Source organism: Streptococcus parasanguinis (genome assembly GCF_019929185.1).
Lineage (GTDB): Bacteria > Bacillota > Bacilli > Lactobacillales > Streptococcaceae > Streptococcus > Streptococcus parasanguinis_O.
On record NZ_JAHZPC010000001.1, the window covers coordinates 261,937 to 288,000 of the forward strand.

The 26,064-nt window shown below is 42.0% G+C and carries 29 protein-coding genes and 1 tRNA gene; 2 read left to right on the forward strand and 28 right to left on the reverse strand.

The genetic code is table 11. From position 1 onward, the window contains the following. Positions 1–8: 8 nt before the first annotated feature. The 8 genes from K1I56_RS01290 to K1I56_RS01325 all read right to left on the reverse strand — a co-directional run bounded on the left by K1I56_RS01290 (position 9) and on the right by K1I56_RS01325 (position 7,094). On the reverse strand, positions 9–506 hold the full coding sequence (locus K1I56_RS01290; protein ID WP_223324760.1) for a hypothetical protein: 498 nt from the start codon (positions 504–506) through the stop codon (positions 9–11). Positions 507–572: 66 nt separating this feature from the next. After that, positions 573–1,064, reverse strand: coding sequence for a DUF3592 domain-containing protein (locus tag K1I56_RS01295; RefSeq protein ID WP_223324761.1), 492 nt, complete (start codon positions 1,062–1,064; stop codon positions 573–575). 54 nt (positions 1,065–1,118) lie between these two features. Continuing rightward, complete coding sequence (locus tag K1I56_RS01300) at positions 1,119–1,718, reverse strand: hypothetical protein (RefSeq protein ID WP_223324762.1); 600 nt, start codon at positions 1,716–1,718, stop codon at positions 1,119–1,121. Between the two features lie 142 nt (positions 1,719–1,860). Continuing rightward, positions 1,861–2,493: an orotate phosphoribosyltransferase gene (gene pyrE / locus K1I56_RS01305; protein WP_214259581.1), complete on the reverse strand. Its 633-nt coding sequence runs from the start codon at positions 2,491–2,493 to the stop codon at positions 1,861–1,863. Positions 2,494–2,845: 352 nt separating this feature from the next. Further along, on the reverse strand, positions 2,846–3,538 hold the full coding sequence (pyrF, locus tag K1I56_RS01310) for an orotidine-5'-phosphate decarboxylase (protein ID WP_003003278.1): 693 nt from the start codon (positions 3,536–3,538) through the stop codon (positions 2,846–2,848). A gap of 179 nt (positions 3,539–3,717) precedes the next feature. Further along, positions 3,718–4,656 carry a dihydroorotate dehydrogenase gene (locus K1I56_RS01315; protein WP_223324763.1) on the reverse strand — a complete coding sequence of 313 codons (939 nt, stop codon included), beginning with the start codon at positions 4,654–4,656 and terminating at the stop codon, positions 3,718–3,720. 9 nt (positions 4,657–4,665) lie between these two features. Then, complete coding sequence (locus K1I56_RS01320; RefSeq protein ID WP_223324764.1) at positions 4,666–5,472, reverse strand: dihydroorotate dehydrogenase electron transfer subunit; 807 nt, start codon at positions 5,470–5,472, stop codon at positions 4,666–4,668. A gap of 185 nt (positions 5,473–5,657) precedes the next feature. Beyond that, on the reverse strand, positions 5,658–7,094 hold the full coding sequence (locus tag K1I56_RS01325; RefSeq protein WP_223324765.1) for a DUF6688 domain-containing protein: 1,437 nt from the start codon (positions 7,092–7,094) through the stop codon (positions 5,658–5,660). A 234-nt stretch (positions 7,095–7,328) separates the two neighbouring features. Here K1I56_RS01325 and K1I56_RS01330 point away from each other — a divergent pair, with 234 nt between their 5' ends. After that, complete coding sequence (locus tag K1I56_RS01330) at positions 7,329–8,237, forward strand: LysR family transcriptional regulator (RefSeq protein WP_003007102.1); 909 nt, start codon at positions 7,329–7,331, stop codon at positions 8,235–8,237. 121 nt (positions 8,238–8,358) lie between these two features. Here K1I56_RS01330 and K1I56_RS01335 read toward each other — a convergent pair whose 3' ends face one another. From K1I56_RS01335 to rpiA, 11 genes are all read right to left on the reverse strand, one after another. After that, positions 8,359–9,306, reverse strand: coding sequence for a hypothetical protein (locus tag K1I56_RS01335; RefSeq protein WP_223324766.1), 948 nt, complete (start codon positions 9,304–9,306; stop codon positions 8,359–8,361). A gap of 54 nt (positions 9,307–9,360) precedes the next feature. Then, positions 9,361–10,374 (reverse strand): hypothetical protein, encoded by a 1,014-nt coding sequence (locus K1I56_RS01340; RefSeq protein ID WP_223324767.1) that lies wholly within the window; start codon positions 10,372–10,374, stop codon positions 9,361–9,363. A 124-nt stretch (positions 10,375–10,498) separates the two neighbouring features. Next, the gene (locus K1I56_RS01345; RefSeq protein WP_223324768.1) at positions 10,499–11,230 is read right to left on the reverse strand and encodes an NAD-dependent protein deacylase; all 732 of its coding nucleotides are present in this window, start codon (positions 11,228–11,230) and stop codon (positions 10,499–10,501) included. Continuing rightward, positions 11,231–11,998, reverse strand: a complete 768-nt coding sequence (locus K1I56_RS01350; RefSeq protein WP_223324769.1) for a hypothetical protein — start codon at positions 11,996–11,998, stop codon at positions 11,231–11,233. Beyond that, on the reverse strand, positions 11,998–12,708 hold the full coding sequence (gene deoD, locus K1I56_RS01355) for a purine-nucleoside phosphorylase (protein ID WP_070586244.1): 711 nt from the start codon (positions 12,706–12,708) through the stop codon (positions 11,998–12,000). Before deoD ends, K1I56_RS01350 begins: the two co-directional genes overlap by 1 nt. 451 nt (positions 12,709–13,159) lie before the next feature. Further along, on the reverse strand, positions 13,160–13,903 hold the full coding sequence (locus K1I56_RS01360; protein ID WP_223324770.1) for a type 1 glutamine amidotransferase: 744 nt from the start codon (positions 13,901–13,903) through the stop codon (positions 13,160–13,162). Continuing rightward, a complete protein-coding gene (locus tag K1I56_RS01365; protein WP_223324771.1) occupies positions 13,900–15,132 on the reverse strand; it encodes a chloride channel protein in 1,233 nt (410 codons plus the stop codon). The genes K1I56_RS01360 and K1I56_RS01365 overlap by 4 nt, the downstream gene beginning before the upstream one ends. Positions 15,133–15,136: 4 nt before the next feature. Further along, positions 15,137–15,946, reverse strand: coding sequence for a purine-nucleoside phosphorylase (locus K1I56_RS01370; protein ID WP_223324772.1), 810 nt, complete (start codon positions 15,944–15,946; stop codon positions 15,137–15,139). Between the two features lie 13 nt (positions 15,947–15,959). Then, complete coding sequence (locus K1I56_RS01375) at positions 15,960–16,502, reverse strand: DUF1697 domain-containing protein (protein WP_223324773.1); 543 nt, start codon at positions 16,500–16,502, stop codon at positions 15,960–15,962. A 1-nt stretch (position 16,503) separates the two neighbouring features. After that, positions 16,504–17,715 carry a phosphopentomutase gene (locus K1I56_RS01380; protein WP_223324774.1) on the reverse strand — a complete coding sequence of 404 codons (1,212 nt, stop codon included), beginning with the start codon at positions 17,713–17,715 and terminating at the stop codon, positions 16,504–16,506. A gap of 93 nt (positions 17,716–17,808) precedes the next feature. After that, positions 17,809–18,480 carry a ribose-5-phosphate isomerase RpiA gene (gene rpiA, locus K1I56_RS01385; RefSeq protein ID WP_223324775.1) on the reverse strand — a complete coding sequence of 224 codons (672 nt, stop codon included), beginning with the start codon at positions 18,478–18,480 and terminating at the stop codon, positions 17,809–17,811. A gap of 162 nt (positions 18,481–18,642) precedes the next feature. Here rpiA and mnmE point away from each other — a divergent pair, with 162 nt between their 5' ends. Beyond that, positions 18,643–20,016, forward strand: a complete 1,374-nt coding sequence (gene mnmE / locus K1I56_RS01390; protein WP_223324776.1) for a tRNA uridine-5-carboxymethylaminomethyl(34) synthesis GTPase MnmE — start codon at positions 18,643–18,645, stop codon at positions 20,014–20,016. Positions 20,017–20,058: 42 nt separating this feature from the next. Here the strand turns inward: mnmE and K1I56_RS01395 are convergent, their stop codons facing one another. The 9 genes from K1I56_RS01395 to K1I56_RS01435 all read right to left on the reverse strand — a co-directional run bounded on the left by K1I56_RS01395 (position 20,059) and on the right by K1I56_RS01435 (position 26,044). Continuing rightward, a complete protein-coding gene (locus K1I56_RS01395; protein ID WP_223324777.1) occupies positions 20,059–20,871 on the reverse strand; it encodes a PrsW family glutamic-type intramembrane protease in 813 nt (270 codons plus the stop codon). Between the two features lie 153 nt (positions 20,872–21,024). Then, positions 21,025–21,516, reverse strand: coding sequence for a hypothetical protein (locus tag K1I56_RS01400; protein WP_223324778.1), 492 nt, complete (start codon positions 21,514–21,516; stop codon positions 21,025–21,027). A 173-nt stretch (positions 21,517–21,689) separates the two neighbouring features. Beyond that, a complete protein-coding gene (locus K1I56_RS01405) occupies positions 21,690–22,658 on the reverse strand; it encodes a DUF6287 domain-containing protein (RefSeq protein ID WP_223324779.1) in 969 nt (322 codons plus the stop codon). Between the two features lie 287 nt (positions 22,659–22,945). After that, positions 22,946–23,233 (reverse strand): hypothetical protein, encoded by a 288-nt coding sequence (locus K1I56_RS01410; RefSeq protein ID WP_223324780.1) that lies wholly within the window; start codon positions 23,231–23,233, stop codon positions 22,946–22,948. A gap of 345 nt (positions 23,234–23,578) precedes the next feature. Beyond that, on the reverse strand, positions 23,579–24,292 hold the full coding sequence (locus K1I56_RS01415; protein WP_223324793.1) for a DUF6572 domain-containing protein: 714 nt from the start codon (positions 24,290–24,292) through the stop codon (positions 23,579–23,581). A 174-nt stretch (positions 24,293–24,466) separates the two neighbouring features. After that, the gene (locus K1I56_RS01420) at positions 24,467–24,889 is read right to left on the reverse strand and encodes a hypothetical protein (RefSeq protein WP_223324781.1); all 423 of its coding nucleotides are present in this window, start codon (positions 24,887–24,889) and stop codon (positions 24,467–24,469) included. 69 nt (positions 24,890–24,958) lie between these two features. After that, on the reverse strand, positions 24,959–25,513 hold the full coding sequence (locus K1I56_RS01425) for a hypothetical protein (RefSeq protein ID WP_070505644.1): 555 nt from the start codon (positions 25,511–25,513) through the stop codon (positions 24,959–24,961). Positions 25,514–25,533: 20 nt separating this feature from the next. Then, the gene (locus K1I56_RS01430; RefSeq protein ID WP_155167766.1) at positions 25,534–25,767 is read right to left on the reverse strand and encodes an Imm74 family immunity protein; all 234 of its coding nucleotides are present in this window, start codon (positions 25,765–25,767) and stop codon (positions 25,534–25,536) included. Positions 25,768–25,972: 205 nt separating this feature from the next. Beyond that, positions 25,973–26,044 (reverse strand) — tRNA-Arg (locus K1I56_RS01435). Positions 26,045–26,064: the final 20 nt, after the last annotated feature.

Sequence of the window (26,064 nt, forward strand, 5' to 3'; positions counted from 1 at the left end):
TTTCGCATTCACCACACCTCGGTTCCATTTGCTGTTTTTTGAAGATACTCTGTAGGCTTTATCTGACCAACAAATACTAGTTCTGCTTCATTTTTCTTAACAAACCGTTTCAACTGCACATATCTAGCAATAGCGACCAGCCATAAAGTGATCATAACTGCAAATAGAAACAAAAAGACATTTATCGCCCCTTCTCTAACATTCAAATCAAGATTTGCTTTCCCAAAGAAAAGGTCCATGGGAAGGATCTTTCTAAATGTCCTTGCTAATAATAGGCCTAGTGGAACACCAATCAAAGAATAAATATTTGCTGGTGCTTTCTTTGAAAAAATTTGATCTTTAAACGAATGGTTGGTCTGGTACACTTTTCGGTACTTGTCGAAAGGGATTTTACTATTGCGTTTGACGATGAATTCTTCCCCTTGATCTGTCACCAACAAAAAGTACCCCCAGAGTGGCCTTTTCCCATTCAAACTGATATTAAAACATTGACCTCTTTTGATCATTGAAAATCCTCTCATTCAACCAAACATATATGAATGTGCTTTTTATTTCAGATAGGTCGGAACAATTCAACCTAACAAAGCTAGAATACATACTAACCCAAGATAAATTCCAACCGTTAGAATCATTCCGATTTTATAGAAACCGACTAAGCCGGCATATCGTTCGACAAAACCGATCTGTGGGTCGACTGGATTATAAAAAACTGTCATAGGAGACCCAATTGGGAATATCATCCGCAAATCCAGATTTTTGCCGGCTCCAAGAACATAGGTTCTATCGAAAACATTGACCTGCCTAGATTTGGAAGAAGTCTCCCTAAAATAAGCGTAGGAAAAGGTCTTTTGGTATCTTTCACCCTCGACTTGATACTCCACCACAGGCAGAGAAATAAGCAGTTGATTTTTGTAATCAAAAGCAACTACTTCTCCCAGAACTTTTGCGGTTGATTCTGTTTTCACTTTTATTTCACGACGATACAAGGTGTAAAAGATAAGCAGCATGATCAAGAAAACAAGTGTCAGAATGCCCAACCTAAGCCAGAATGTTGTTACTGTCATTGATTTTTTACCCTTTCACATAAACTTGTTGGTTTCAAATCCCTTGAAAAATTTTTATTCTCCCCTTTTCAACCAATTCTGTTGCTGCGCTTTTTCTGCAAGATCTTTTGCTTTGTTTATATCTAGTGAGTTTGAATCTGATGGGGCATTGGATTCGATTTCTTCTTTCAATTCTTGTAAGGTTTGAACATCTTTCGGAGTCAAATTGGAGATCGAGCTAGATTCTTTTTCTGTCGAACTTTCTGGTACAGACTGGATCTCTCGATAGGTATTGATCACTTCAGTTCCTGCGTCTGTTGTCGGAAGAGGACGATAGAACATGAAGAAACCAATAATGACAATCAGAAGAGCCGTAATGGATACAAGAAACCCTTTTTGCAGATTCTCTTCAGTTATTTTAGTATCTTTAGTAGACAAACTCTTCCATTCTGGATGTTCTTCCTCAGCTTCTTTTTTGGCGTTGAAAGCAGGGGTAACCAAGACTTGGTTCATCAAAGTCAGTGCCCCCAAGGCCATCAGTAAAAATGGGATATGACGTGATTTACTTATGACCACTAAAATTCCTCCCGCAATAGCAATCAAACTGATGATGATATTGACGGTAAACCAGACCCGAGCCTGCTTCTTCATTTGCAAATAATCTTCTTTTGACATCTTCTTCTCCCTTAAAAATAGATTTTCCTTCATCCATAAAAACAATTACTACTATCATACCGGATTTTACTTTGAGATTCAAGTTAACCACCAACTAGTGAAAAGAGTATAAAAAAGAAGCGTTAGAAACGCTTCCGTCCTATTATTTATTTTGCCAAGTTTCTTGGTTTTCTTTGAAACGGCGTAACAGTTCTAAACCTTCAGAAGTGATGTAACCTTGTTCTTCTGCCAAATGAATCAATTCTGTATAGTTAGACAAGGTTTCAAGTTGAACGCCAGCTTCCGCAAATTTCTTATCGGCTTTCTCCAATTGGTAGGTGAAGATAGCCACCACACCAAGGACGTCTGCTCCTTCACGCTTGGCAGCTGCGACAGCATCCAAAACAGACCCACCGGTAGAAATCAAATCTTCCACTACGACCATCTTTTGACCTTGTGGTACACGGCCTTCGATTTGGTTTCCAGCACCGTGGTCTTTTGGTTTGCTACGAATGTAGGCAAATGGCAAATTCATCTTGTCCGCAATAATGGCTCCGTGAGGAATCCCTGCAGTTGCTGTCCCCGCAATCACTTCTACTTCAGGGAAAGCTTCCTTGATTTTATCTACAAATCCATTTTCGATCAAGGTACGAGTTTCAGGATAAGCGAGGGTTACACGGTTATCTGTATAAATAGGGGACTTGATCCCAGATGCCCAAGTAAAAGGTTCTTCTGGTTTCAAATAAACCGCTTCGATTTTCAAAAGATGGCTAGCAATATCTTTAGCTAATGACACGACGACTCCTTTTTACGATTTTAATCATATACGAATTAAATCATTTTTTTGATTTAAACAACAACATTTCAGGTTAGTGAATGCGTTAGGGAAGGCCCTATCGGGCTCCCCGTAGAACTACAAAAGTTTCACTTTTAGTAGCGATTGGTGTTCCGACGATTTAGAGGATAAAACGATTATTTTTATCCTCTAAATCTAGTGAATAGTTTAGGGAAGGCCCTATCGGGCTCCGATTATTCCGACGATCACCGAAGAGAAACGATCATTTTCTCTTCGGTGATCTAGTGAATGCGTTAGGGAAGGTCCCATAGGACTTCCCGTAGAGCTACAAAAGTTTCACTTTTAGTAGCTCTTACGCATTCCACTGTCTCTTAATTTCATGGTAAGCGTCCCATGGGTTTTCTGCTTGGATGATTGGGCGTCCAACGACAATATAGTCAGATCCAATTTTATGAGCTTCTTGTGGCGTCATGACCCGTTTTTGGTCACCGATTTCAGCTCCAGCAGGACGAATCCCTGGTGTGACACAGACAAAGTCTGATGAAGTGGCATCCTTGATCAAGGCTACTTCATGGGCTGAACAAACAACGCCATCCAAGCCTGCTTCTTGGGCCTTGCGAGCGTAATTAACTACAGATTCTTGGACCGTTGTTTGGATGTTTTGGCAATCACGCATGTCTTCTTCACTGGTAGAAGTCAACTGGGTCACGGCTACCAACTTAGCCCCTTCACCAAGAGCTGCCTTGGCTTCGCGCATCATCTCTACACCACCGGCTGCGTGAACTGTCACCATATCTACTCCGAAAGTCCCCAGTACGGACATGGCTGATTTGACTGTATTTGGGATATCATGCAATTTTAAATCAAGGAAAATACTGTGTCCAAGCCCTTTGAGGTAATGTACAATTTCAGGACCAACTGCATAGAAAAATTCCATTCCGATTTTTACAAATAATTTTTCGTCTTCTGGAAAATGCTCTAAAAAGTGTTTGACATCCTCGAAAGCTGGGAAGTCAAGGGCGATAATAGGACGTTCTTCACGCATGGATTACTCCTTTTTTGATTGATCATTTTATCTACAAAAAAACCTTGCCCGAGGCAAGGTTACACGAAAATTAGGTAGGAACAACTACCATGATTCACCGTCTAGACCTTAGGAGCCTCTCTGGACTGCTTTAAAGGTTTTTATTTATTGTAGTACGATATTTGGGAAAAGTCAAGGATTTACAGTAGATTTTCCCGTACATGTTTTCGGAAGTTCTCAAGGGTATCAATACCATAGCGATCCATGACTTGTGGCAGATCTTCGATGATGGTTGGACATGCATAAGGATCAGTGAAATTAGCGGTTCCAACTCCAATCGCAGAGGCCCCTGCAATCATCATTTCAATGGCTGCTTCGGCTGAATCGACACCTCCCATTCCGATAATCGGAAGTTTAGTGGATTGAGCAACCTGGCGGATAAGTTTCAAAGCAACTGGGAAAACAGCTGGACCCGACATGCCTCCGGTTCCATTGGCAATGATGGGCTTACCAGTCTTGAGGTCAAAGCGCATGCCGACCAAGGTATTGATCATGGTCAAACCAGTCGCCCCTGCATCCTCTGCTGCTTTTGCGACCTGCGTGATGTCTGCTACACTAGGCGTTAACTTGACATAGACAGGGACTGAGGACGCTTCTACCGCTGCTTTCACAGCCGCATAGGCCAACTCAGGAACCTGCCCGATTAAGAGGCCATTGTTGCCATGATCTACGTTTGGACAAGAGATATTGAGCTCGATGGCCTTGACATTTGGCGCTTGCGAGATCTTACCAGATACCGTTGCATACTCTTCATTGGAGAAGCCAGCTACATTGGCGATAATCGGTAGATCTGGATATTGCTGGGCCAACCAAGGGAGTTTCTCTGCTAGAACCACGTCTACCCCTGGATTTTGGAGACCAATGGCATTGAGCATGCCTGCAGGCGTCTCGGCGACACGTGGCGTTGGATTGCCGAAACGAGCTTCAGCAGTTGTCGCCTTGATCATGATGGATCCAAGCAAGTCTAAGTCATAGTATTTAGCATATTCCTGACCGAAGCCAAAACAGCCAGATGCCGGAATAATCGGGTTTTTCAAGTCTAAACCGGGTAAGGATACGGCTAGTCGATTTGCTGTCATAAGGTCCTCCTACATCACAATCGTACCGGTTTCAAAGACCGGTCCGTCTTCACACACGCGCTTATTGGCTGCTTGGCTTTCATTTTCCAGATGCACTACACAGGCATAGCAAGCACCCATCCCACAAGCCATACGCGATTCCATAGAAATGTAGGCGCGGGGATGATCATGGAATTTGGTATTGACATATTTGAGCATGCCAGGTGCTCCACAAGAATAGATAGCATCAAACTCCTGGTCCATCTGATCAACGATGGTTGAGACATAGCCCTTAGTGCCATAAGTCCCATCGTCTGTCGTTACAGTGACATGAGCAACCTTGGAAAGCTCTTCTTCCAAAATGACGGCTTCTTTGGTCGCAAAGCCGACAACCACTTCAACTTCTACCCCTTGCTCATGGAGTTGTTTGGCCACTTGGACCAAAGGAGGAACACCGATCCCGCCACCGATGATCAAGGCTTTCTGACCTTGACCGAGATTGGTGAGATCAAAGCCATTTCCCTGTGGCCCCATGACACTGAGTTTGCTACCAATTGGCAATTGGGAAAAGATAGCTGTCCCCCCACCTTCGATGCGGTAGATCAAGCGGCAAGTCTGTGTCTTACGGTCAATCTCAGAAATTGAAATCGGACGGCGAAGGAGCTTGGACCCATCGGGGACGCGGATATGAAGGAATTGACCTGGAAGCATCTGCGCCACCATTTCCCCCTTTAAGATCATAGAATAAATGCGGGGAGCGATCTCTTCTTGAGCGACCAGCTCCATCTCCTCCATCATGATTTTGCCAAAGCGTTTTTTACAACTTTCACTGACCATTGATTTCCTCTTCTTTCTTTCAGCAAAAAAGACCTCGCAAAAGCAAGGCCCTACAAATGATCAGCTAGACACAGTCTGCTGATCTTTTTTCTGTCTTTCCTTGCAGGCCTCTCTGGACCTCTTAAAGGTTAAATTTGTCTCATTATATCGCGCTCCTTCTCGCTTGTCAAGTAGAAATCGGTGACTTAAGAAGCTTTCTTGGGGTCAAAATCTTTTGGAATTGGCTTGATGTATTGCATGGCGATTCGGTTTTCAGGCTTGCGATCGACTAGATAAAGAACCAGTAAAAAGAGCCATTCCAAAGGTTTCATCAGGTAATAGATCAGGTCCATAGCCCATTTCTTCTTGATATGTTTGGCAAAGGGATAACCATAGCGGTCATAATTGCGACGCAAGAAGCGATGGAATCGTGGCGTCTTTTCTTCTAGTACCTGTTCAAAGGCATTGGCAATACAAAGCTGACGATTGACAACGACTGGATGACCGTGGCGGACGCCCATCCGCTGGGGCTTTACAACTTTTTCATGCCCACCAGCCGCAACCGTACAGAGATAGTGCTCATCAATGATAAGATTCTGAGGAGGGATCTTTTGAGAGAAGGCCCAGTCAGCTGTGTTCGTCCAGGCCTTGATCATGGAATCCGGTTGCTGCCCAAAGAGCATGAGAATAAGGACGACGAGAGCAAGGGTTGGAAGAGCGACAAGGACCGCTAACCAAGGCCAGTTACGCGACTTATTTAAGAGCTGATGGAGCCATTGAAGTAGACGATTCTCATATCCTGTCTCTGTTCGATCTTGCTGCCACTCCCTGATACGAACCCACAAGAGATGAATGGAATAGATCAATAAGAAAAAGGTGTGAAAACTTGCTACCTGCAGTTGATTATCGAAAACTAAGAGAAGAACCACACCTCCTAGAATGCCACTGATGCAGAAGACATTTGCTAACGGCGAGAGAGAGTTCGCATCCCGATAGGAATAGATGATTAAGGCTAGCAAGGTGAGAGCAGCAAAGGTAAAGAAGGTTGGATAGGCACCTGACCAAATCAGGGCATGCTTCTGAGAATTGATCAAAGGCTCATTCCATTCGTAAAAGGTCATTTCCTTGACGATGTAAATGAAAATCGCTTCGAGAAAGCAACCAAAGAGACCAAACCAAAGAACAATTGTAGGCTGTTGCTTTTTCTTTTTGACAGGCTTAGGACTAGGTGATTCTTGCCTTTCTTTCATAAGGAATGCGTCATCTTCTCTTGTCCCTTCTCCTTCCTTTGGCCCTCCATCTTCAAACAAATCCGGATCTTTGAGAGCTTCTTCCTCTGCTTCTTTGAACTGGAGGCTAGACCACCGACCGATCCCATAAATGATGACAAAAATATTGGGAATAAAGAGTGCTACGGTTAGACCGTAGGGCAAGATCTTCATGGTAAAGGCAATGATCTCCCAAAAACTAAATTGGATAAATGGATCCGATAGAGCATAGATCGACTGACTAATGACCAAATAGATGTAAAAGGCCAATAGAATCAGAGCATTGGTCACAAAATTGATCTGTAACAGACCGGCTGTGAAATGGGTTTCCAATTCCTTATCCTTTTTCTTATACCAGGAAACGAGTTTTTTCATAAGATCTCCTCAATGAATTTTTTACCATTTTATCAATCAGCTCACCCCTTAAGCAAGGCAAAACTGTATTTTTCCATCAAAATCAGTCCCCAGATGGAGATTTTCTTTCAAAGCTTCTATTTTTTTCTAGCCTACTTCTGATTACCTACTTCAGCCTGCGTTATTCTCTGATACAGTCCTTGAAATGTCCACATTTTACGGGAAAAACGCGCATTTTTATGTTAAAATAAAAGCATGAGAATACAACAATTACAATACATTATCAAAATCGTCGAAACCGGCTCTATGAATGAGGCCGCAAAACAACTCTTTATCACGCAACCCAGTCTCTCCAATGCCGTTAAGGACTTGGAAAATGAGATGGGAATTGAAATCTTTATCCGGAATCCTAAAGGGATCACTTTGACTCGCGATGGGATGGAGTTTCTCTCTTATGCCCGCCAGGTGGTGGAGCAGATTGACCTCTTGTCCGAGCGCTATAAAAATCCTGTAGGTTCTCGTGAACTCTTTAGTGTCTCTTCACAGCACTACGCCTTCGTCGTTGAGGCCTTCGTTTCTCTCCTCAAGAAAAGTGACATGGAAAAATACGAGCTTTTCCTACGGGAGACACGGACTTGGGAGATCATCGATGACGTCAAGAATTTCCGAAGCGAAGTTGGCGTGCTCTTTTTGAATAGCTACAACCGGGATGTCCTCTCTAAGATGCTGGATGATAATCACCTGATTGCCACTCACCTCTTTACAGCGCAGCCTCATATCTTTGTCAGCAAGACCAATCCTCTCGCCAAGAAGGAGATCGTCCACCTGTCAGATCTGGAAGATTTCCCATACCTTAGCTATGACCAAGGGACTCACAACTCCTTCTACTTCTCAGAAGAGATCCTCTCTCAAGAACACCATAAGAAATCCATCGTCGTCAGTGACCGGGCAACCCTCTTTAATCTCTTGATTGGGTTGGATGGCTACACCATTGCGACCGGGATCCTCAACAGCAATCTCAATGGAGATAACATCGTCTCTATTCCTCTTGATATCGAAGACCCGATCGAGCTGGTCTATATCAAACATGAAAAAACAGCTCTCTCAAAAATGGGAGAAAAATTCATCGAGTACTTGCTTGAGGAAGTGAAGTTTGATAAGTAAAAAATATCTGAGTGATCCATGTTCACTCAGATATTTTTTATGGTCATTTCTATATTTCGAAATCAAAATGGGTCAATAATTTGTATCCACGAAGTCATTTAAGCATCCATATTATTTGAAATCAGTTAACATTTTTACTAAGTATTTCAGTTGTGTATTCATTTTTATCTGTGTATGTTTTCGATTGTGATAAAACTCTAAAACCTTTAATGTTCTTGCTTCGGTCTTTCATGATATATGTATCTGTTATAGTAGTTTTAAATGAATTTCCTGTCATACGAATTCCAACCGGTTGATTAGTAAATCGATCAGAATAAAATAAATAAACAGAAAATTTTTCTTGACCAATATTTAAACTATTTCCACCATGATCAAACCGTGTATCCCAATAATTGTGTGATTTTGACTGATCATAAGCATCAAAAAACCTTTGATTCCTTTCTGCTGTATTCATAACAGATTGCCGAAAGAATACTGGGCGGAAAAAAGTAAATTCTGGTTCCGTACCATATTGGTAGTAAGTTTGTAGTTTTCCACTCTTTGGATTTCTAACTTGAAATCTAATCTCATATGGATATTCTGGTATTTGAACCAAGGTATCTCCTTGGTAGAGCATTAAAACTAAATCAGTTCTATAAATGTAGCTGTGATCCACCTCTTTTAGATTTGGAAAACGGTTAGATAGTTTCGTAAGAAGCTCATTATTTAAAATTTTCTCACTAAATGCAGGACCAATTGAACTTACATCAAAGGGGATGTCCGCTTTACTTTTATCTGTAAAGGTCACATGTAGTATTCTGCGACTACCATATTTTTCTATGTCTGTTCGGATAGATTCTTTCCATTGTCCATCAAATGGTTTCTTTTCTATGTCATCATGAATAAATTCGAAATTAATGTCTTTGATAATCTTTTTCTGTGGCTTTATTTTACTGGTTTTGTAATTGTATACATCATAATAAATAGCTCCTGGATCAAATAACTCAGGTTTTAAATAATAACGAAGGGCAATATAACCGATGAATACACCAAATAAAGCCAGGTAGATATGTTTCTTCTTAATTTCCAACTTCTTCACCCCCTAAAGATGGACTCTAGTAACAAGATTGTAACCCCTTGTTTCTTACTTACGAAATATTTTTTTTCTTGCTCTTTCACTATCATCATAATAATTTCTCAGTTCGTTGAGGACTTCTTTTTCATACTCCTCTTTATTGTTTTCTGTATAGATCTTTTGTGTAGTCCGTACTTTCATCCGATCATTTTGATCACGCTTTATCAGTTGTGTACGGGTAACTGTTAATTTAAATTTCGATCCTGTAGGATTTATATTAATGGGAAGGTTAGATAAAGAATCTGAATAATACCAAGTATCGTAATAAAATTTATATTGATAGGTATTTGACAATTCTTTAAAAATGGTATCGGTTCCCCTGTCCCAGTAGCCCTTCCAACTGTTATGGTAATCATCATAAAAAGATTGCATGTCTGCTTGACTCACATCTTTTTTAGTTTTTAAAAACACAGGTGTATTGGTTTTCTCCGGCAAATTTCCATATTCATAATAAGTTTGTAACTTTCCGGTTTTTGGATTCTTTAGGTCAAAACGCGTAACAGCTTCTATTTCTGGAACATGATAGAGAGTATCCCCTACATACATCATTCCAGCTAAAAAGGCAATTTTGAAACCACTATTTTTCTCTGTGATCACATTTGGAAATCTTCGGAGCATTTCTTGTTCTAATTTTTTATCATATAGTAAATTACGACTGAAGGTTGGACCCATTCGAATCGTCTTTTCTAGGGGAATTCTAATTTTTGAACCATCTTCTAACGTGGCATGTAAAATTACATCCCCACCATTAAAAAGGCCAAGATCAGACCGAGTTTCTTCCGACCAAGTTAACCCTTGAGGAACCTCTGATTTTTCATAATAAATAAATTCAAGATTGATATCTTTTACTTTTTCTTTTTTAGGCTTAATCTTCTCTGCTTTGTAGTTATAAACTCTGGTATATTGATAGTCCCTATCAAATAAACCAGGATCAACGTAATTTTTAAAATATTGATAAATTCCAAAGAAGAATAATCCTAAAGCTACTAAAACAAGTGGCAATTTCTTTTTAAACTTCTTCATGCACGCCTCCTTGACAAAATCTATTTCATTATATCATAATCAACTACATTCTTATAGCTCTAGTCCAAAGGGAGACATAAAAACACCTGAAACAAGTGGATTTCCACTTCTCTCAGGTGTTCTTTTATTGTCTTAATTGAGAAAATACTTCCCCAATCTTTCCTTCGATAACCAGGTCTGCTTGCTTGTCTTGTGGGATACTGGTTTTATTGATGACAACCAGCTTCTTCCCTTGGAAATACTGGATCAAGCTGGCTGCTGGGTAGACCACAAGGGAGGTCCCGCCGATAATGAGAAGATCAGCTGCCTGGATGGCTTGGGCTGCTTGGCTAAAGACCTCCATATCGAGAGGCTCCTCGTAAAGAGTCACATCTGGTTTGACCACCTTACCACAGTCCAAACAGTGGGGAACCGGGCCTTCTAAAGCTAGAAAGGCCTCTAAATCATAAAATCGCTGGCAACCCGTACAGTAATTACGGTCAGCACTACCATGGAGCTTCAAGACTTTCTTAGACCCCGCCATTTCATGGAGACTATCGATATTTTGTGTCACGACTGCCGTGAGCTTACCAGCTTCTTCAAGACGAGCCAGATACCGATGGGCTGCATTGGGCTTGGCATCGGGATAGAGCAGGTATTTCTTATAAAAGTCGAAAAAGTCCTCTGGATAGCGCTCAAACATGGTATGTGAAACCAATTGCTCGGCTGTCAAATGCCGTCCTACCTGAACACTATAGACACCGTCTGAGCTTCGAAAATCCGGAATATTTGACTCCGTGGAAACTCCTGCCCCACCGAAAAAAACGATCCGTTGACTCTGATCAATCATCTCCTGTAGTTGAGCAATCTTATCCATCTACTTCTCCTTTAGTAGCTCTTCCATGACAGCATTGGCCTGATCAAAATAAAAGTTAGCTTGATCATAATGAATGCCTGTGTAGCTTGCAAGGTCAATCAAATTCTTCATAAAATCCTGAGAAGAGAAACCCGTCGTCCGATGGAGCTCTTCCTCATCAAAGGGTTTGATCAAATGGGCCAAGGGGTTGCGAACGGATTTTTCTAACTCCCGCAATTGTTGGGCTGCAACTTTGACGCTATCTGGCAAGTCCAACTGCACAATCAACTCCGTTAAACTGGATGAATTGACCACACTTTCGCTGTGGAATTGTTGCAGGATAGGGTTGTCGGACGCATGCAGGCTCTCAAACTTCCAACGGTCATAACTGGATTCTTTGGAGTTATGGATATAGTTGGTAATATCAGGAATTTTCAACTGAATCAATCGCATAAAGATCCGATAGATGGCTGGGCTAACGGCACGAACAAAGTCAATAATCTGCTCATTTCGCAACTTCGCCTCGAGATCATAGAGGTAGTTAGCCAACTGCTCATCTTCTGGATCTTCATGCCAAAAAAGCTGAAAACCAGTCGCTTCTAGCAACTCGGTTCTCAACTTTTGATTCATGACAGGTTGGATATTAAGCTCTCGACGCTCCGCCATTAACTGTAGTAAGCTCACCAACAAATCCGGTACTTCTTCCTGCTGCTTGATAGAGCGCAGAGCCCGGCTGTAGTGATAATTTTGGAGATCGTAGAGCCATTCATCATGAAAGAATGTTGCCATTAGTCTGCAATCAAGGTCTCAAGACCAACTTTCATCATGTCTGTGAAAGTAGTTTGACGTTCTTCAGCAGTTGTATCCTCATCTGGATTGACCAAACTGTCTGAAATAGTCATGATAGCAAGCGCATCAACATGGTGTTGAGCAGCAAGATAGTAAAGAGCCGCTGCTTCCATTTCTACAGCTTTCACACCCCATTTACCAAGCTCGATGTTCTTTTCACCATAGTTTGAATAGAAGACATCTGATGACAAGACATTGCCGACGTGAGTCGTCATGCCAAGGTCTTTGGCAATGTGGTAAGCCTTGTCTAAAAGATCAAAGCTAGCGATTTGTGGGAAATCGTATTGAGGCCAGTCGTTGCGGATGATATTTGAGTTGGTTGCAGCAGCTTGTGCCAAGACCAATTCACGAACATGCACATCCTCATTCAAAGAACCAGCCGTTCCCACACGGATCAATTTCTTCACACCGTAGTCGACAATCAACTCACGCGCATAGATAGAGATTGATGGCATCCCCATTCCAGTACCCATGACAGATACACGGTGACCCTTGTAAGTCCCTGTATAACCAAACATGTTACGGACTTCGTTGAAGCAAACAGCATCTTCAAGGAAATTCTCAGCAATAAATTTCGCACGAAGAGGATCCCCAGGAAGAAGAATTTTATCAGCAATTTCACCCTGCTTAGCAGCAATATGGATAGACATAATATAAGATACCAAGGGCGTTAAAGAGGCAAAGTAAAAATAGGAAATCCGACAAAGATGCCTCGCATCTAGGAGGATTTATCTTTTTTACACAGCCTCTAGCCCGGGTTCAATTCAAACCCGAACTGCCCTTCCTTTCATTTTTTGTTTAGAAAAGCTTTCCGCTCGGGTTCAAATCTGAACACATGCTCTACCTTTCTTTCTTAATTTTGATGATTTAGAGGAGAGTAACCCGTATTCAGTTCAGCGAATACGGTTAACCCATCCTTTCATTATTTATTGAGTAATTAGAAAAGCTTTCCGCTCGGGTTTAAATTAGAACACATGCTCTACCTTTCTATAAGATACCAAGCCCGTAAAAAGCAAAGTGACAATCAATCTTTTTCACACAGCTTTTAGGGAGGGTTCAATTAAATATCGTTTTGAAAGTCATAGCTTGCCCGGGTTCAATTCAAACCCGAACTGCCCTTCCTTTCATTTTTTGTTTTGTTAATGAATCCAAAAATGCATAGAGTTTGGCATTCATTTCTCGATAATCGTAATTACGAATGGCTTCAGGTTTTTGAACAAAGGTCAGTTTTTGACTTTGTTCTTCCAAAACATCTTCACCGTCTGCAGCAATCAAGAGATCGACTGCTTCTAGATCAAATTCCAAGTGGGCTTGGAATGCATAGTGTTTAGGACTGAAGCGAATAATCTGACGTGGACAACCTTGACTGGTCGCAAGAACGAAAGCATCCTCTGTCAATCCTGGCATATCGCCATGCCAGTGACCGGTTTCAAGAGTTTCTCCCAACAAGCGGACATGCGGATCTGTTAGACCATGCGGTGTCAAGGTCACAGGATAAACGCCAATCTCGCGCTCAGGACTGTGTTCATACTCTGCGCCATAAGCAACAGACAGGAGCTGCGCCCCCAGACAGACCCCAACAATGTAACGATCTGCCTTCATGGCTTTTTGAATCAACTCGATCTCTGCCTGAGGATCGTAGTATGGAAAAGCTTCCTGATCTTCATCTGGCGATTGAGGTCCTCCCATTACGATCAAAAAGTCGATCTCATCCACAGTCTCAGGTAGGGCTTCATTCTCATAGACTTTGGTCGTTGTCACCTGATGACCACGCTCCTGCGCCCATTTTAGATAAGCGCCCGGCACTTCAAATGTTTCATGCAGTACAAAATGTACCTTCATCATCTCTTCTCCCATCTCATTCGAATCACGTAAGACACACCTGTTGCAAGTACAAGCGGGATTGTTAAACTTAAAGACTGCCCTGTAAATTCAAGGCTCAGGGCAATAGCTGTCAAAGGAGCTTGTAGGGTCGTTCCTAAAAAGACGGTCGCACCAAGTAGCATCCCGAGAGCAGGATCTAAATGAATTCCAACGATTGTCATCAATAAAGTCACTAAGTAGCCAGACCCTATTCCTAAGGCAAATGATGGCGTCAAGGTTCCCCCATAGGCACCATTGCTCAAGAGGAGATAGACTAAAAGCCCCTTCACTGCAAGAGTCAATGGAAGATAGGGAATCGACTGACTAGACAACAAGGTCTGGGCTAGTACCTGACCATTTCCCATAAAGATGGGGTAAAAGACTACTAGGCTCCCCAGCACAAGAAAGGCTAGAGGAAGAGCCCAAAGAATCGTTCCATCCTTCCGTCGTTTGCGACCTGCGCGTTTAGCTAAAGATCGAAAGCCTAGCGCAAATGGAGTAAGCAATAGAGCCACTAGGACAGCCTGCAAGAAACTGCTAGCTGACCAATGGACTAGCGAAATATGATAAATAGAACCGTGCCAAACGATAGGCTGGGCCACCCAAGTCGCCAGATAAGTACTGGACAAAACCAGCAGAAGGTTCTGCCAACTGTAGGCAAGTCCTAAGGTCTCAAAGACGAACAAGCTACTAGCAAAGGGAACCTGATAGACTGCAGCTAAGCCAGCTCCTGCACCACAGGCGATTAAAACTTTTCGCGCTTTGATTGCCAAGGAGAAGGCTTTGCCCAATCGACCAGCTAGAAGAGCCCCGACCTCTCGTGGGGCTCCTTCTTTTCCGACCGATGCACCTGCTCCAACAATCGCAACCTGCATCCCTGCATGAAGGAGGTGGGCTAAGAACGCTGGCTCACTGTCTCCAGCTAGGTCAATTTGCCTACGAATGGAGAGAATTTTATAGCGCCGTTGCAGAATATACCAGAAACCTGCTGCCAAGACCCCTGTCACACCTAGGACAAGGAATCTACGGAAACCTCCAGCGTGATTAAATTGCTGAAGCAAGTCCCCCTTATCTTGGCCAAAGGCCAGTCCTTGCACACCTTCTAGTAGATAATGACAGGCAATTCCGACCAGACCCGTCCCTATTCCCAATGATAGAGTGGCTAGAAGCAACCTCAGTCCGTAAGGCAGGCTTTGGAGTCTTGCTTTCATAGGATTAGAGTTCAGCAAGAATCGCTTTCAGCAAGCCTTTGAAGTCGTCTTTAACGCGCTCAGTGACTTCTACCACTTCTTCATGGTTGAGCTCTTCTTGGAAACCAGCCGCAAAGTTGGTAATACATGAAATACCAAGAACTTTCAAACCAGAGTGAGCCGCAATGATGACTTCAGGAACAGTTGACATACCGACAGCATCTGCACCAAGAGTCTTATAGGCACGGATTTCAGCTGGAGTTTCATAAGTAGGACCTGTCACACCGATATAAACCCCATCATCCAAATTGATACCCAATTTGTCAGCGACTTTATGAGCAGTCTCGCGGTATTCAGGTGTGTAAGCTTTCGACATATCAGGGAAACGTGGACCAAAGTCATCCAAGTTTTCACCGATCAATGGGTTTTGACCAGTCATATTGATGTGGTCAGTAATAGCCATCAAGGTACCAGGACCGAAGCCGATACCACCAGCAGCGTTGGTGACAAGCACTCCTTCACATCCCAACACTTTCATGACACGAACTGGGAAAGTCACAACTTCAAGAGGATTTCCTTCATAGAAGTGGAAACGACCTTGAAGTGCCAATACCTTACGTCCAGCAAGATCACCATAAACCAACTTACCAGCGTGGCCGACAACTGTCGAACGTCCCCAGTTTGGAATCTCAGAGTAGTCTACTACGACTGGATTTTCGATTTCTTCAGCCAGTTCACCTAAACCTGATCCAAGGATCAAGCCAAACTCAGGCGCTTCCATTCCTTTGCCCTTCAAGAAAGCAGCTGTTTCATTGATTTTTGCTAACAATGTCATTGTGTATCTCCTTTTATTTCTTAAGTAATGTGCCAATTTTGTCAAAGGTGTTAACGTTGCGAATAGTGATCTGACGATAGAAAGGCATCTTCATCAGATATTTGTGGTAGGCGGTTTTAGCGTAGCTTGCTTCTGAGGATTTGCCCCAGAAAACCGCTGTTTTGCCAAGGTGAAGCACTTCATCTCCTAGCTTCAAAGCAAGCAACTTCTCTTCTACGGATTCCCTATCCAAGCCCTCGGTGTAAAAGAGAACATCCTTACGAGCCATCTCTTCTGTCCACCATTGCGGTAGGTTTGCACATTCTGCTTCATAGTCTTCTCGACTCAGGAGAGAAAAGCGTTCAATAAAGGGATAGTGATTCTCAAAGAAGGTCGACAGGCACTCTACTAACTGAGATCGGGAAAGACCTGTCGTAAAGAAGATATTGCCACTGTTGATGTAGGTTTCAACTTGTTCCAATCCCAGCTCCATCAATTCTTGACGAAGTTGAGCCATGACCACTTTGTTTTTGCCGCCAACATTGATTCCTCTTACGAGGAGAGCAAAGCGCATCATCTTAGACCAATTTATCTAAGAAGCTTTCTCCGATCATGGCTTTCTCAACACCAAAGTTTTCCGCCACAGTAGCTGAGATATCCGCAAAGTGGCCAACCGGAATCACGCCATTGCCTTTGAAAGATGGGCTATAAGCCAAGAATGGGATGTATTCACGCGTATGGTCAGTACCAGCGTAGGTTGGGTCGTTACCATGGTCAGCCGTAATCATCAAGAGATCGTCTTCACGCATGGCTGCGATGATTTCTGGCAAGCGTTCATCGAACTCATGCAAGCAATCGCGGTAGCCGTGCGCATTGCGACGGTGTCCGTAAAGAGCATCAAAGTCTACCAAGTTGGTAAATGAGAAGCCTTCTTGGAACTCAGGAAGTCCCATGGTCTTAATCAAAGTATCCATACCGTGGCTATTTGATTTGTTGTGGCCCATATCGTGGTTGATACCAGCACCGTTGAAGATATCGTTAATCTTACCAACTGCATAGGTATCGATGCCTGCTTCGTTCAACTTGTCCAAAACAGTTGGCGCAAATGGTGAAACAGCCAAGTCACGACGGTTGGCCGTACGTGTGAAGTTTCCTGGTTCTCCAACATAGGGACGAGCAATGATCCGACCAAGAAGTGCTGGACGTTCCAATGTGATCGAACGAGCGTATTCACAGATACGGTACAACTCATCCAAAGGAATGATGTCTTCGTGAGCTGCGATTTGAAGCACAGGGTCTGCTGATGTATAAATGATCAACTCACCAGTTTCCATTTGACGTGGTCCAAAGTCATCGATAACAGCTGTACCAGAATAAGGTTTGTTGGCTTCGCGGATAACCTTGCGACCTGAGAATTCTTCGATTTTTGTCAAGATTTCTTCAGGGAATCCATTCCAGAAGGTATCAAAGGGTTCTGTAATATTAAGCCCCATGATTTCCCAGTGACCTGTCATGGTATCTTTTCCAAGAGAGACTTCTTCTAACTTCGTAGCGTAACCAGTTGGATTGCTTTCAGCTGGCACGGTTTTCAAAGCTTGTTCACGCGGAATATTTCCAAGACCGATTTTCGCCATGTTTGGCACATTCAACCCAACTGCTTTTGAGATGTGTCCAAGTGTGTCAGATGCTCCATCTGGAACTCCTGCATTGACAAAGTTATTGGCATCTGGTGCAGCACCGATCCCAACTGAATCCAGCACAACTAAGTGCATGCGTTTAAATTTTGACATATACTGCCTCTTTCCTTTATTAAACTAGCTATATTATACCATATTCCTATAAGAAGAGAGCCGTTGATTGATCCGGCTCCTCTTTAGAGAAACCTATTTTTCAATGATGACAGGACCATCTGGTGTCCCTACAATCACTTTTGAAATCATATTCAAGAACAAGCCGTGCTCTACAACGCCTACGGTGTGATCTAGTTCATTAGCCAAAGCTTCCGTATCCTTGATTACCTTGAGATCCAAGTCGATGATAAAGTTGTCTTGGTCAGTGACAAAGCGTTGATCTTCCGCAAGACGGAAGGCAGGATGGTAGCCTTTTTGCTCAAAGTGACGGAAGAGATTTTCAGCCCCGTATTGCACTACTTCCACTGGAAGTTTGAAAGCCCCAAGGGTTGGGACTTGTTTGGATTCATCCACAATCCAAATGCAGTCTTTAGAATTGGTTGCGACGATCTTCTCCATGAGGAGAGCCCCACCTCCACCTTTGATCCCGTTTAATTGAGGATCCACTTCATCTGCGCCATCTACTGTCACATCGACCACTTCGACATCGTCGATGGCCTTGAGCGGAATGCCTAAACTTTCAGCCTGATCATAGGTCACACTTGACGTCGTGACAGCTGTGATTTTCAAGCCTTCTTCTTTGATGCGACGACCCAATTCAGCCACAAAATAATAAGCAGTTGACCCTGTACCGAGACCGACAATCATGCCGTCTGTGACAAACTCAGCCGCTTTAATTCCTACCTGTTCTTTTAGGTTTACCATCATAGACCTCCTTTTATATTCTCTTACAGTATAGCATATTCTGTAAGAGATTTCACTAATTAATTGAAAACCTTTCCAACTTTTAGTTCTAAAAGCAAAACCTTGCCCGTCTGCGGACTTTACGATAGAATAGAGATGAATCTACAGGAAAAGAGAATTGACATGATTACTAAAGAATTTGATACCATCGCTGCCATCTCGACTCCTCTCGGTGAGGGGGCTATCGGGATTGTCCGCTTGAGCGGAACCGACAGCTTTGCCATTGCGCAAAAAATCTTTAAGGGAATAGATTTAAGCAAAGTGGCTAGCCATACCCTTAACTACGGCCACATCGTGGATCCAGATAAGGACGAGATTCTCGACGAAGTTATGGTGGGAGCCATGCGCTCACCTAAGACCTTCACTCGTGAGGACATCATCGAGATCAATACCCACGGCGGGATTGCAGTGACCAATGAAATCCTGCAGTTGGTCATCCGTGAGGGAGCTCGTTTGGCCGAACCTGGTGAATTTACCAAGCGGGCCTTCCTCAACGGTCGGGTCGATTTGACCCAGGCTGAGGCGGTCATGGATATTATCCGCGCCAAGACTGACAAGGCTATGAATATTGCCGTCAAACAGTTGGACGGCTCCCTGTCTGAACTGATCAACAACACCCGCCAAGAAATCCTCAATACTCTTGCTCAAGTTGAAGTCAATATCGACTATCCTGAGTACGATGATGTCGAGGAAGCTACCACCGAGATCATTCGTGAAAAGACCACCGAGTTTGAAGCCCTCTTGACCAATTTGCTGAAGACAGCTCGCCGTGGAAAGATCTTGCGTGAAGGGATCTCTACTGCTATCATCGGTCGTCCAAACGTCGGCAAGTCTAGCCTCCTCAACAATCTCCTGCGCGAGGAAAAAGCCATCGTGACCGATATTGAAGGAACCACCCGTGACGTTATCGAAGAATACGTCAACATCAACGGGGTTCCCCTCAAGTTGGTCGATACGGCGGGGATCCGCGAGACCGAAGACATCGTCGAGCAAATCGGTGTCGAACGTTCGAAAAAAGCCCTCAAGGAAGCTGATCTGGTCCTCCTGGTCCTAAATGCTAGCGAGCCCTTGACCGATCAAGATCGCCAGCTCCTTGAGATCTCTCAAGATAGCAACCGCATCATCCTCCTTAACAAGGTCGATCTCCCGCAACAAATCGAGTTGGATCAAATCCCTGCAGATCACATCAAGATCTCTGTCCTTAAAAATCAAAACATTGACCAAATCGAAGACCGCATCAACGCCCTCTTCTTTGAGAATGCCGGCCTGGTTGAGCAAGATGCTACCTACCTTTCCAATGCTCGCCACATCTCTCTGATCGAGAAAGCTGTTGAAGCCCTGCAAGCTGTCAACGAAGGCTTGGCTCTAGGTATGCCGGTTGACCTGCTTCAAGTCGACCTCACCCGCACCTGGGAAATCCTCGGAGAAATCACAGGGGATGCCGCTCCAGATGAGCTTATTACCCAACTCTTCAGCCAGTTCTGTCTTGGTAAATAACAAAAATGCGTATGTGTGCAAACATACGCATCTTTTTTTGGTTTATTTTCCTTGTTCTAATCGCTCGACAGTTTGATAAGCTAGGTAGATCAGGAAGAGACCAGTAGCATTCAAGACTGGAATCGCAATCGGCAACTCGGTCACGATTTGTGAGAAGGGTGAATTTCCAACAAAATGGAGTCCAAACCCAGCTACTAAATAGCCCCAGCCTGCTAGAGCTAGATCCTTGCGTCCTCTGCTAGCTTGGACAATCAAGTAGAAACCGAGCATGACAAGGCCTGTGTAGACCCAGTGAGACATGGGCGCATTGGCTACACGACCGAGAATCCCTGACACCGTGTAAGAAAAGCCATCTGGCAGATCCTGACGGATATAGGCAAAATCCTCCACGATCTGGAAGCCAAGCCCAGACGCAATAGCTAAGAGGAAGATCGACTTGATCCGACGGACATTAAACAGATAGAGAACAAAGAAGATGGGAATCAACTTAAAGGGTTCCTCAAAGAGTGGCGCAGCGATGGCACTCTCGTACTGGTTCCAAAATTCGCTATTTGGAGCGATAGCTTGAATCATGTCATGGAAATAGGTATTGGCAAAGCTAGATAACCAACCAGCAACAAAGCCCCCACCTAGTAGAGAAAAGAGCACCGGTACCCAAGACAACTTCCACTTCTTGGCGAAATGAAACAATGCCCAGACAGCAGGAATCGCATAGACCAGGAGGAGCAGGGTTGAAAGACCCACAATCCCGTACTGGCTACCAGACATCCAGCCTTCCGTCAGTGACTGGGTCTCATAGGCCAGCCCAATCGCTAGCAAGAGTAAATAGAGAAACAAAATCGATTTGCGTTTCATAAAAGACCTTTCTATAGTGAAATGAAAAAGGCTGGAAGACCAGTCTTTTCCGTGTAGTATCATTGTAACAGGATCAGCTTAAAAAAACAATAAATGTGGATTAGTGAGAAAAATGTAAAACACAGATGCCGCCAGATGGTTGACTGAATTTAGTTACTTAACCACCAAAGCTCCATTTTCCTCCGTCGCCAAAAGCTTCTCATCTTTATCATATATTTTAATTTTTATACTGCTCGGTTTGTTTTGAGTTGCATTGTATTGCTTTACTATCTCTTCTTTTAAATCAAAAAGCGTCTTACAATAATCTTTTGGATTTATATTTGCTGAAGATAATAATTTTTCTGATACAGATAATTTGACAGTCAAATACTCTTCATCATAATACACTTTCCCCATCTCAATTTCGCCATTGATTTGATTTTGAAGCATATAAGCAAATACTACATTAGGTTTTTCATTTCCAACCAATGAGGTAGGGGCTTGATCCATTCCTTTGACCACTGATTCTTTACTTTCCTTTGTAGAATCTTTTACATTCTGTTCAGTAGACTGCTCTTTTTTGTCTTCATTCTTCGCTTCTTTTTGCACGCACGACGACAGAAATAGCGAGAGAATGGCCATTGTTGCAAACATAGTTTTTTTCATAGATTGCCTCCTTTTAATTTTTAACAAGTCGAAAATGACCTGTAATTGACCAAAATTACATAAAGCTTCCAGTAAAAGACATTCCAAAATTTTAATTTTATAACCTTATAAGTGCTTAGATATTTAACAGTTTAAAAATTATCATTTACTATTATTCTACCATAATCTCTCTCTTACTTCAGTACGGCAAGAATCTGACGAATCATATCTGGATCCCCATCTGGCAAAGTCACCGTCTCTGCATGATCCAAGATTCCTTGGGTAAATTGCGTCATAAACTCATCACTATTAAGTTCATCCGCAGACTGTTGCCAGTGGCTCGGTACAGGATAGATCGTCACCGTCCCATCACCGTTAGACGCATAAGTCACATTACCTTCTGCAGAAATAGGTGTAAATAACTGACGAACATCTTTAGGATAGTCAACTCCTAGCCCACCAAAGTAAATTTTTGTACCAGCACTCTTTTCGTTAATACTCAATTCTGTCGGTACAGACTTGATCACATAAGCCCAGACACGAGCAGCTTCAACCTGAGTAGCGATGTAGCCTGGATAATCATTCTGGTCTGCCTTCTTCGAAGACTTGACCTCACCATCCGATCGAGTATTCCACTTCTTGGCCTTACTCGTCTTAGAGCTACTACTGCTATCGTCTGTATCAGCTTCTTCCCGATCTTTCGGCTGCTCTTTCTTGCGATAGTAGAAATTGTCATTATCGCCATATGCCGGTGACTGACCAGCCCATATCCGATCCTTGGACTTATCCGAAGCATCATCTTTGCCAGCTTTCTGACCTTTTGGAAGGAGCAAGAGATCGTATCCTCCAACACCCGACTTGGCACTGACCGTCATCTCTGCGATCTGGTCCTTCTGCTTAAAGCTCGATGCATCAAGCTCAACATCCTCGCTGACCAAGCCCTTGTCATCAAAGACCAGCTCATTGCCAAGACCATCGATCCAAGTTCCCTTGATACTCGAGTAGTCCTTAGCCTTAATGGCTTTTAAGTCCATACCAGACTGTTTCTTTTCTGACGTGCTGGTCTGCTTGGTCTCCGAACTCTTAGGCATAACCGTCCTCTGAGGACGACCACACGAAGCCAAGACCAAAGCAGAAAGCACAATCACAAAACCTTTTTTCATATCAATCTCCCTTCACACACCTACTATTTTAGAAAAATAAGAAAGGAGAGTCAAAGAAAAAGCGGAGGGGGAAAATAAATTAATGACATAAAAGTCTGTAAAATTATGATTTGAATTTCTAAAGAAAAAGAAGCTCAAAGTATCAAGCTCCTAGACCATCATTTTTTGTTTTTCTTGTTTTGGGATCATTCTAAAGAACTCAGCTCTAAAACTAGGAAACATTGATACTATCAACCAACACATCTCATTTAGACAGCTTCCCTTATCTTTTTTTGTATTCTTCAAAACTATATCTTAAACAAATTATTTAATCTTTCTAACTCTGATACATTCATATATACTTCTACTCCAGTAACTACCCCCTTACTATAAATAATTCCACAAGAAAACACAATCCTCTTCTCACTCAAAATATTTGACAATATTACAAATGATTCCAAAACATAATCCTCTATAGTAATAAAACAATTATTTTCATCTTTAAAAAACTCTATAAATCCAATATCCTTACACCTATCACCCAAATGAAACCTAAGTGATTTTAAATAATAATCAAAAAACACATCACTTTCCATAGAAAACCCCTTCATTTTTAAGATATTCTGTTATATCATACAAAAAATAAGTTTTGGGACCATTCGAAACAACACGGCTCTAAAACGTCAACACTCTGTCATAAGTGAACTACTCCCCAAAAGTTAGACAGAAAAAATCTAACTTTTGGGGTGCAGTTCAACTGTCAGTTTTATCTTTTCTATCTCTGTCCCCTGCCGAAATATAAAATATGCTTAGAAAGCCTATTCTAATAGGCTTTTAGAAAATTTTGTCTACTTTTTAGCTATCTTGTTTTTTGACTGACCTTCGCTTTAATACTTTTAATCCCTCATAAATTGATTAATTTTATTCTTCTTAGTTGTTCTTTACTCCGGCAATTCTACCTTCAAGCTCATATCCGTCGGTTGCAATACCTTCTGAACCGCTACGAGGAAGGCTAAGCCGTTATCCGATGGAGAATATTGGAAGGTGATATGGATGATTTTCTTATCAAACTTATCGCCATATCTCTCCTCATATTGCTTGCTTTCGAGGAAGTGAATGTAATTGTTAATTTTTTCCTGCAGAATTTCCAGATGGACTGCTTCTATCTCTTCCTGCCAGCCGACTGAATCCACCAGAAGAAGCTCTAAATGATTATCAACTATACCAATAGCGTCAAGTTCGCTAGGTTCTAGTTCTGAAACAATAGCTTTTTTTACAAGAGCTTTAAACTTTTCAACATCAAACAACTCACGTTGAACTTCTATACTTGGTAGCATAGTTTCAGGATGATTACGTATATAGTTTCTATCAATATCATCCTGCTTACTTAAGGGCCAGTTCCCTGTTTCGGCATAAATCATCACCTCATATGCTTCCCTAGAAGATTGAAATGCTTTATCCATTAGTTCCTTAGTAATGGGGTAGCATACTTCTGGGCCCATAGCTCCTCCAACTTCTTTAAAGAAGCTAATTTCGTAATAACCATCTGTTTCATATACAACAAATCCATCGCCTCTATGTACAATCGTATTGGAATGATTATAATCATCTAACTCATCTTTCTTTGGCCAACGATGATGTTCACAATAAAACATTACTTCTAAAGCATCTTTTTCTGATTTTGAAACACGTTCTGCTAATTTTTGGCTAATGGGAAAGTTAAGCACTTCTTTCCCTCTACTCCACAGAATCTGATAATCATTATTGTTTTTTAATACCGTACAATTTTTGTATTGTTGAATTTCTGTTGTCATACTATTTCTTTTTGTCTATTTCAATGGTGACACATAATCATCTGGAAGTTTGCCTCTCCAGTCAATCCATTTTTGTTCAGCAAGTGGAATTAATGTCTCAAGCTCTTCCTGAGTAAATAATTCCCAACTCTTAGGATTAGCTATTAAAGGAGTTAAGCCTTTTAATACAAATTGTTTCTCACTAGCCTTCTTTTCTTCTTCCGTCGGTGGCCAAGAATCGTGTTTAATCTTCCAAGATACTTCGAGTAGTGATCTCTCTCCACTATCTAATAGAGAGAATAATTCTTGGGGTAAATCATAGACTGCTAACCAAGAAGCCACAGTTCCCTCTTCTGAAACTAAAAAATATTTATCCTCATTTTTCCAAATTGACTTCCCGTATCCTTTTACTTCTTCAAACTGGATAACATCTTCCCATTTTAGGTTTGTTGGTTTCATTTTATATCTCCTAGTGCAGGTTATTTTCTCAACCAGAATATCATAAAATCAGGCTTCTTTTTCTCCTCCTCAATAGGCAATGCCATCTTTTACCCATTTTCTAGTTTCTAACTCCAAATTAAAATAGAAATCACTTCGACCAAATTTATCAAAGGAATCTTCTTTAAGAGCCTCGCATACAATTCTCAGTTTCTTCTTACTTATCTCAGAAATATATAGCATAGTAAACCCTGCAGGAGATTCAATTTGGTCAATTTTCTCACCTTCTAAATTATAAATCTCTAATTCTGAAGGGAGTCCAAAGTCACTTGATGAGCGAAATATACTGAAGATACGCTGATATTTAGGGCTAAAGCGAAGATGATGTAAATGATGAAAAACAATCTGGTGTTGACCATTATGATTCCAATCTACGGTTCCTTCTAGTAGATTTTGTTGCCCTAACAATTTTCCTTCTAAGCTAAAGTAGAAAATGATTTTACTTACAAAGTTTTCTCCACTATAGACGATAACAATGTTCTCATTTTTATTATATTCCGCATGAATGATATCTGGTAGTTCTATCTTTATTACACAACCATCCCACTCCCATGTGACCATCTGTTCACTGTAATCGATTCTCATCATCCTTCTCCTACTCTAACTCAGATAAATTCGATCTGTATTGTTTGCTCAGTCATCATGGAATCCACTTCCTCAACAAGTTTATCTATCTCGCTCTCTGTGATACGAATGTGGTTGTATGGTGGCTCCCAATTCTGTATACTTGACCTATATGCAGTAAAACTTCCATTGGTTAACAATTCTCCCTTTGCTTTTAAAACATAACCATTTTCATAGTCAAATGTGATGATAGACTTTGTACCAGAAATTTTCATTTTCTCACTTTTCTTATATCCCTTTCAGATTAAACTTTTAGAGCACTCATAATTTTTTTAATTTGGTATTCAAAAAAGGTAGGACTACCTTAAAATTCAGTGTCTCTTTTTCCACTATTATACCATACAAGAACTTTCCCTAAGATCCATCCTTGTATAAACCAAAAAAAAAACACTGGCGAATCAGTGTTTTACTTATCTATATTGTCCCCTGCCGGAATCGAACCAGCAACTACTCCTTAGGAGGGAGTTGTTATATCCATTGAACTAAGGGGACTTATAAAAAAAGAAGCGAGA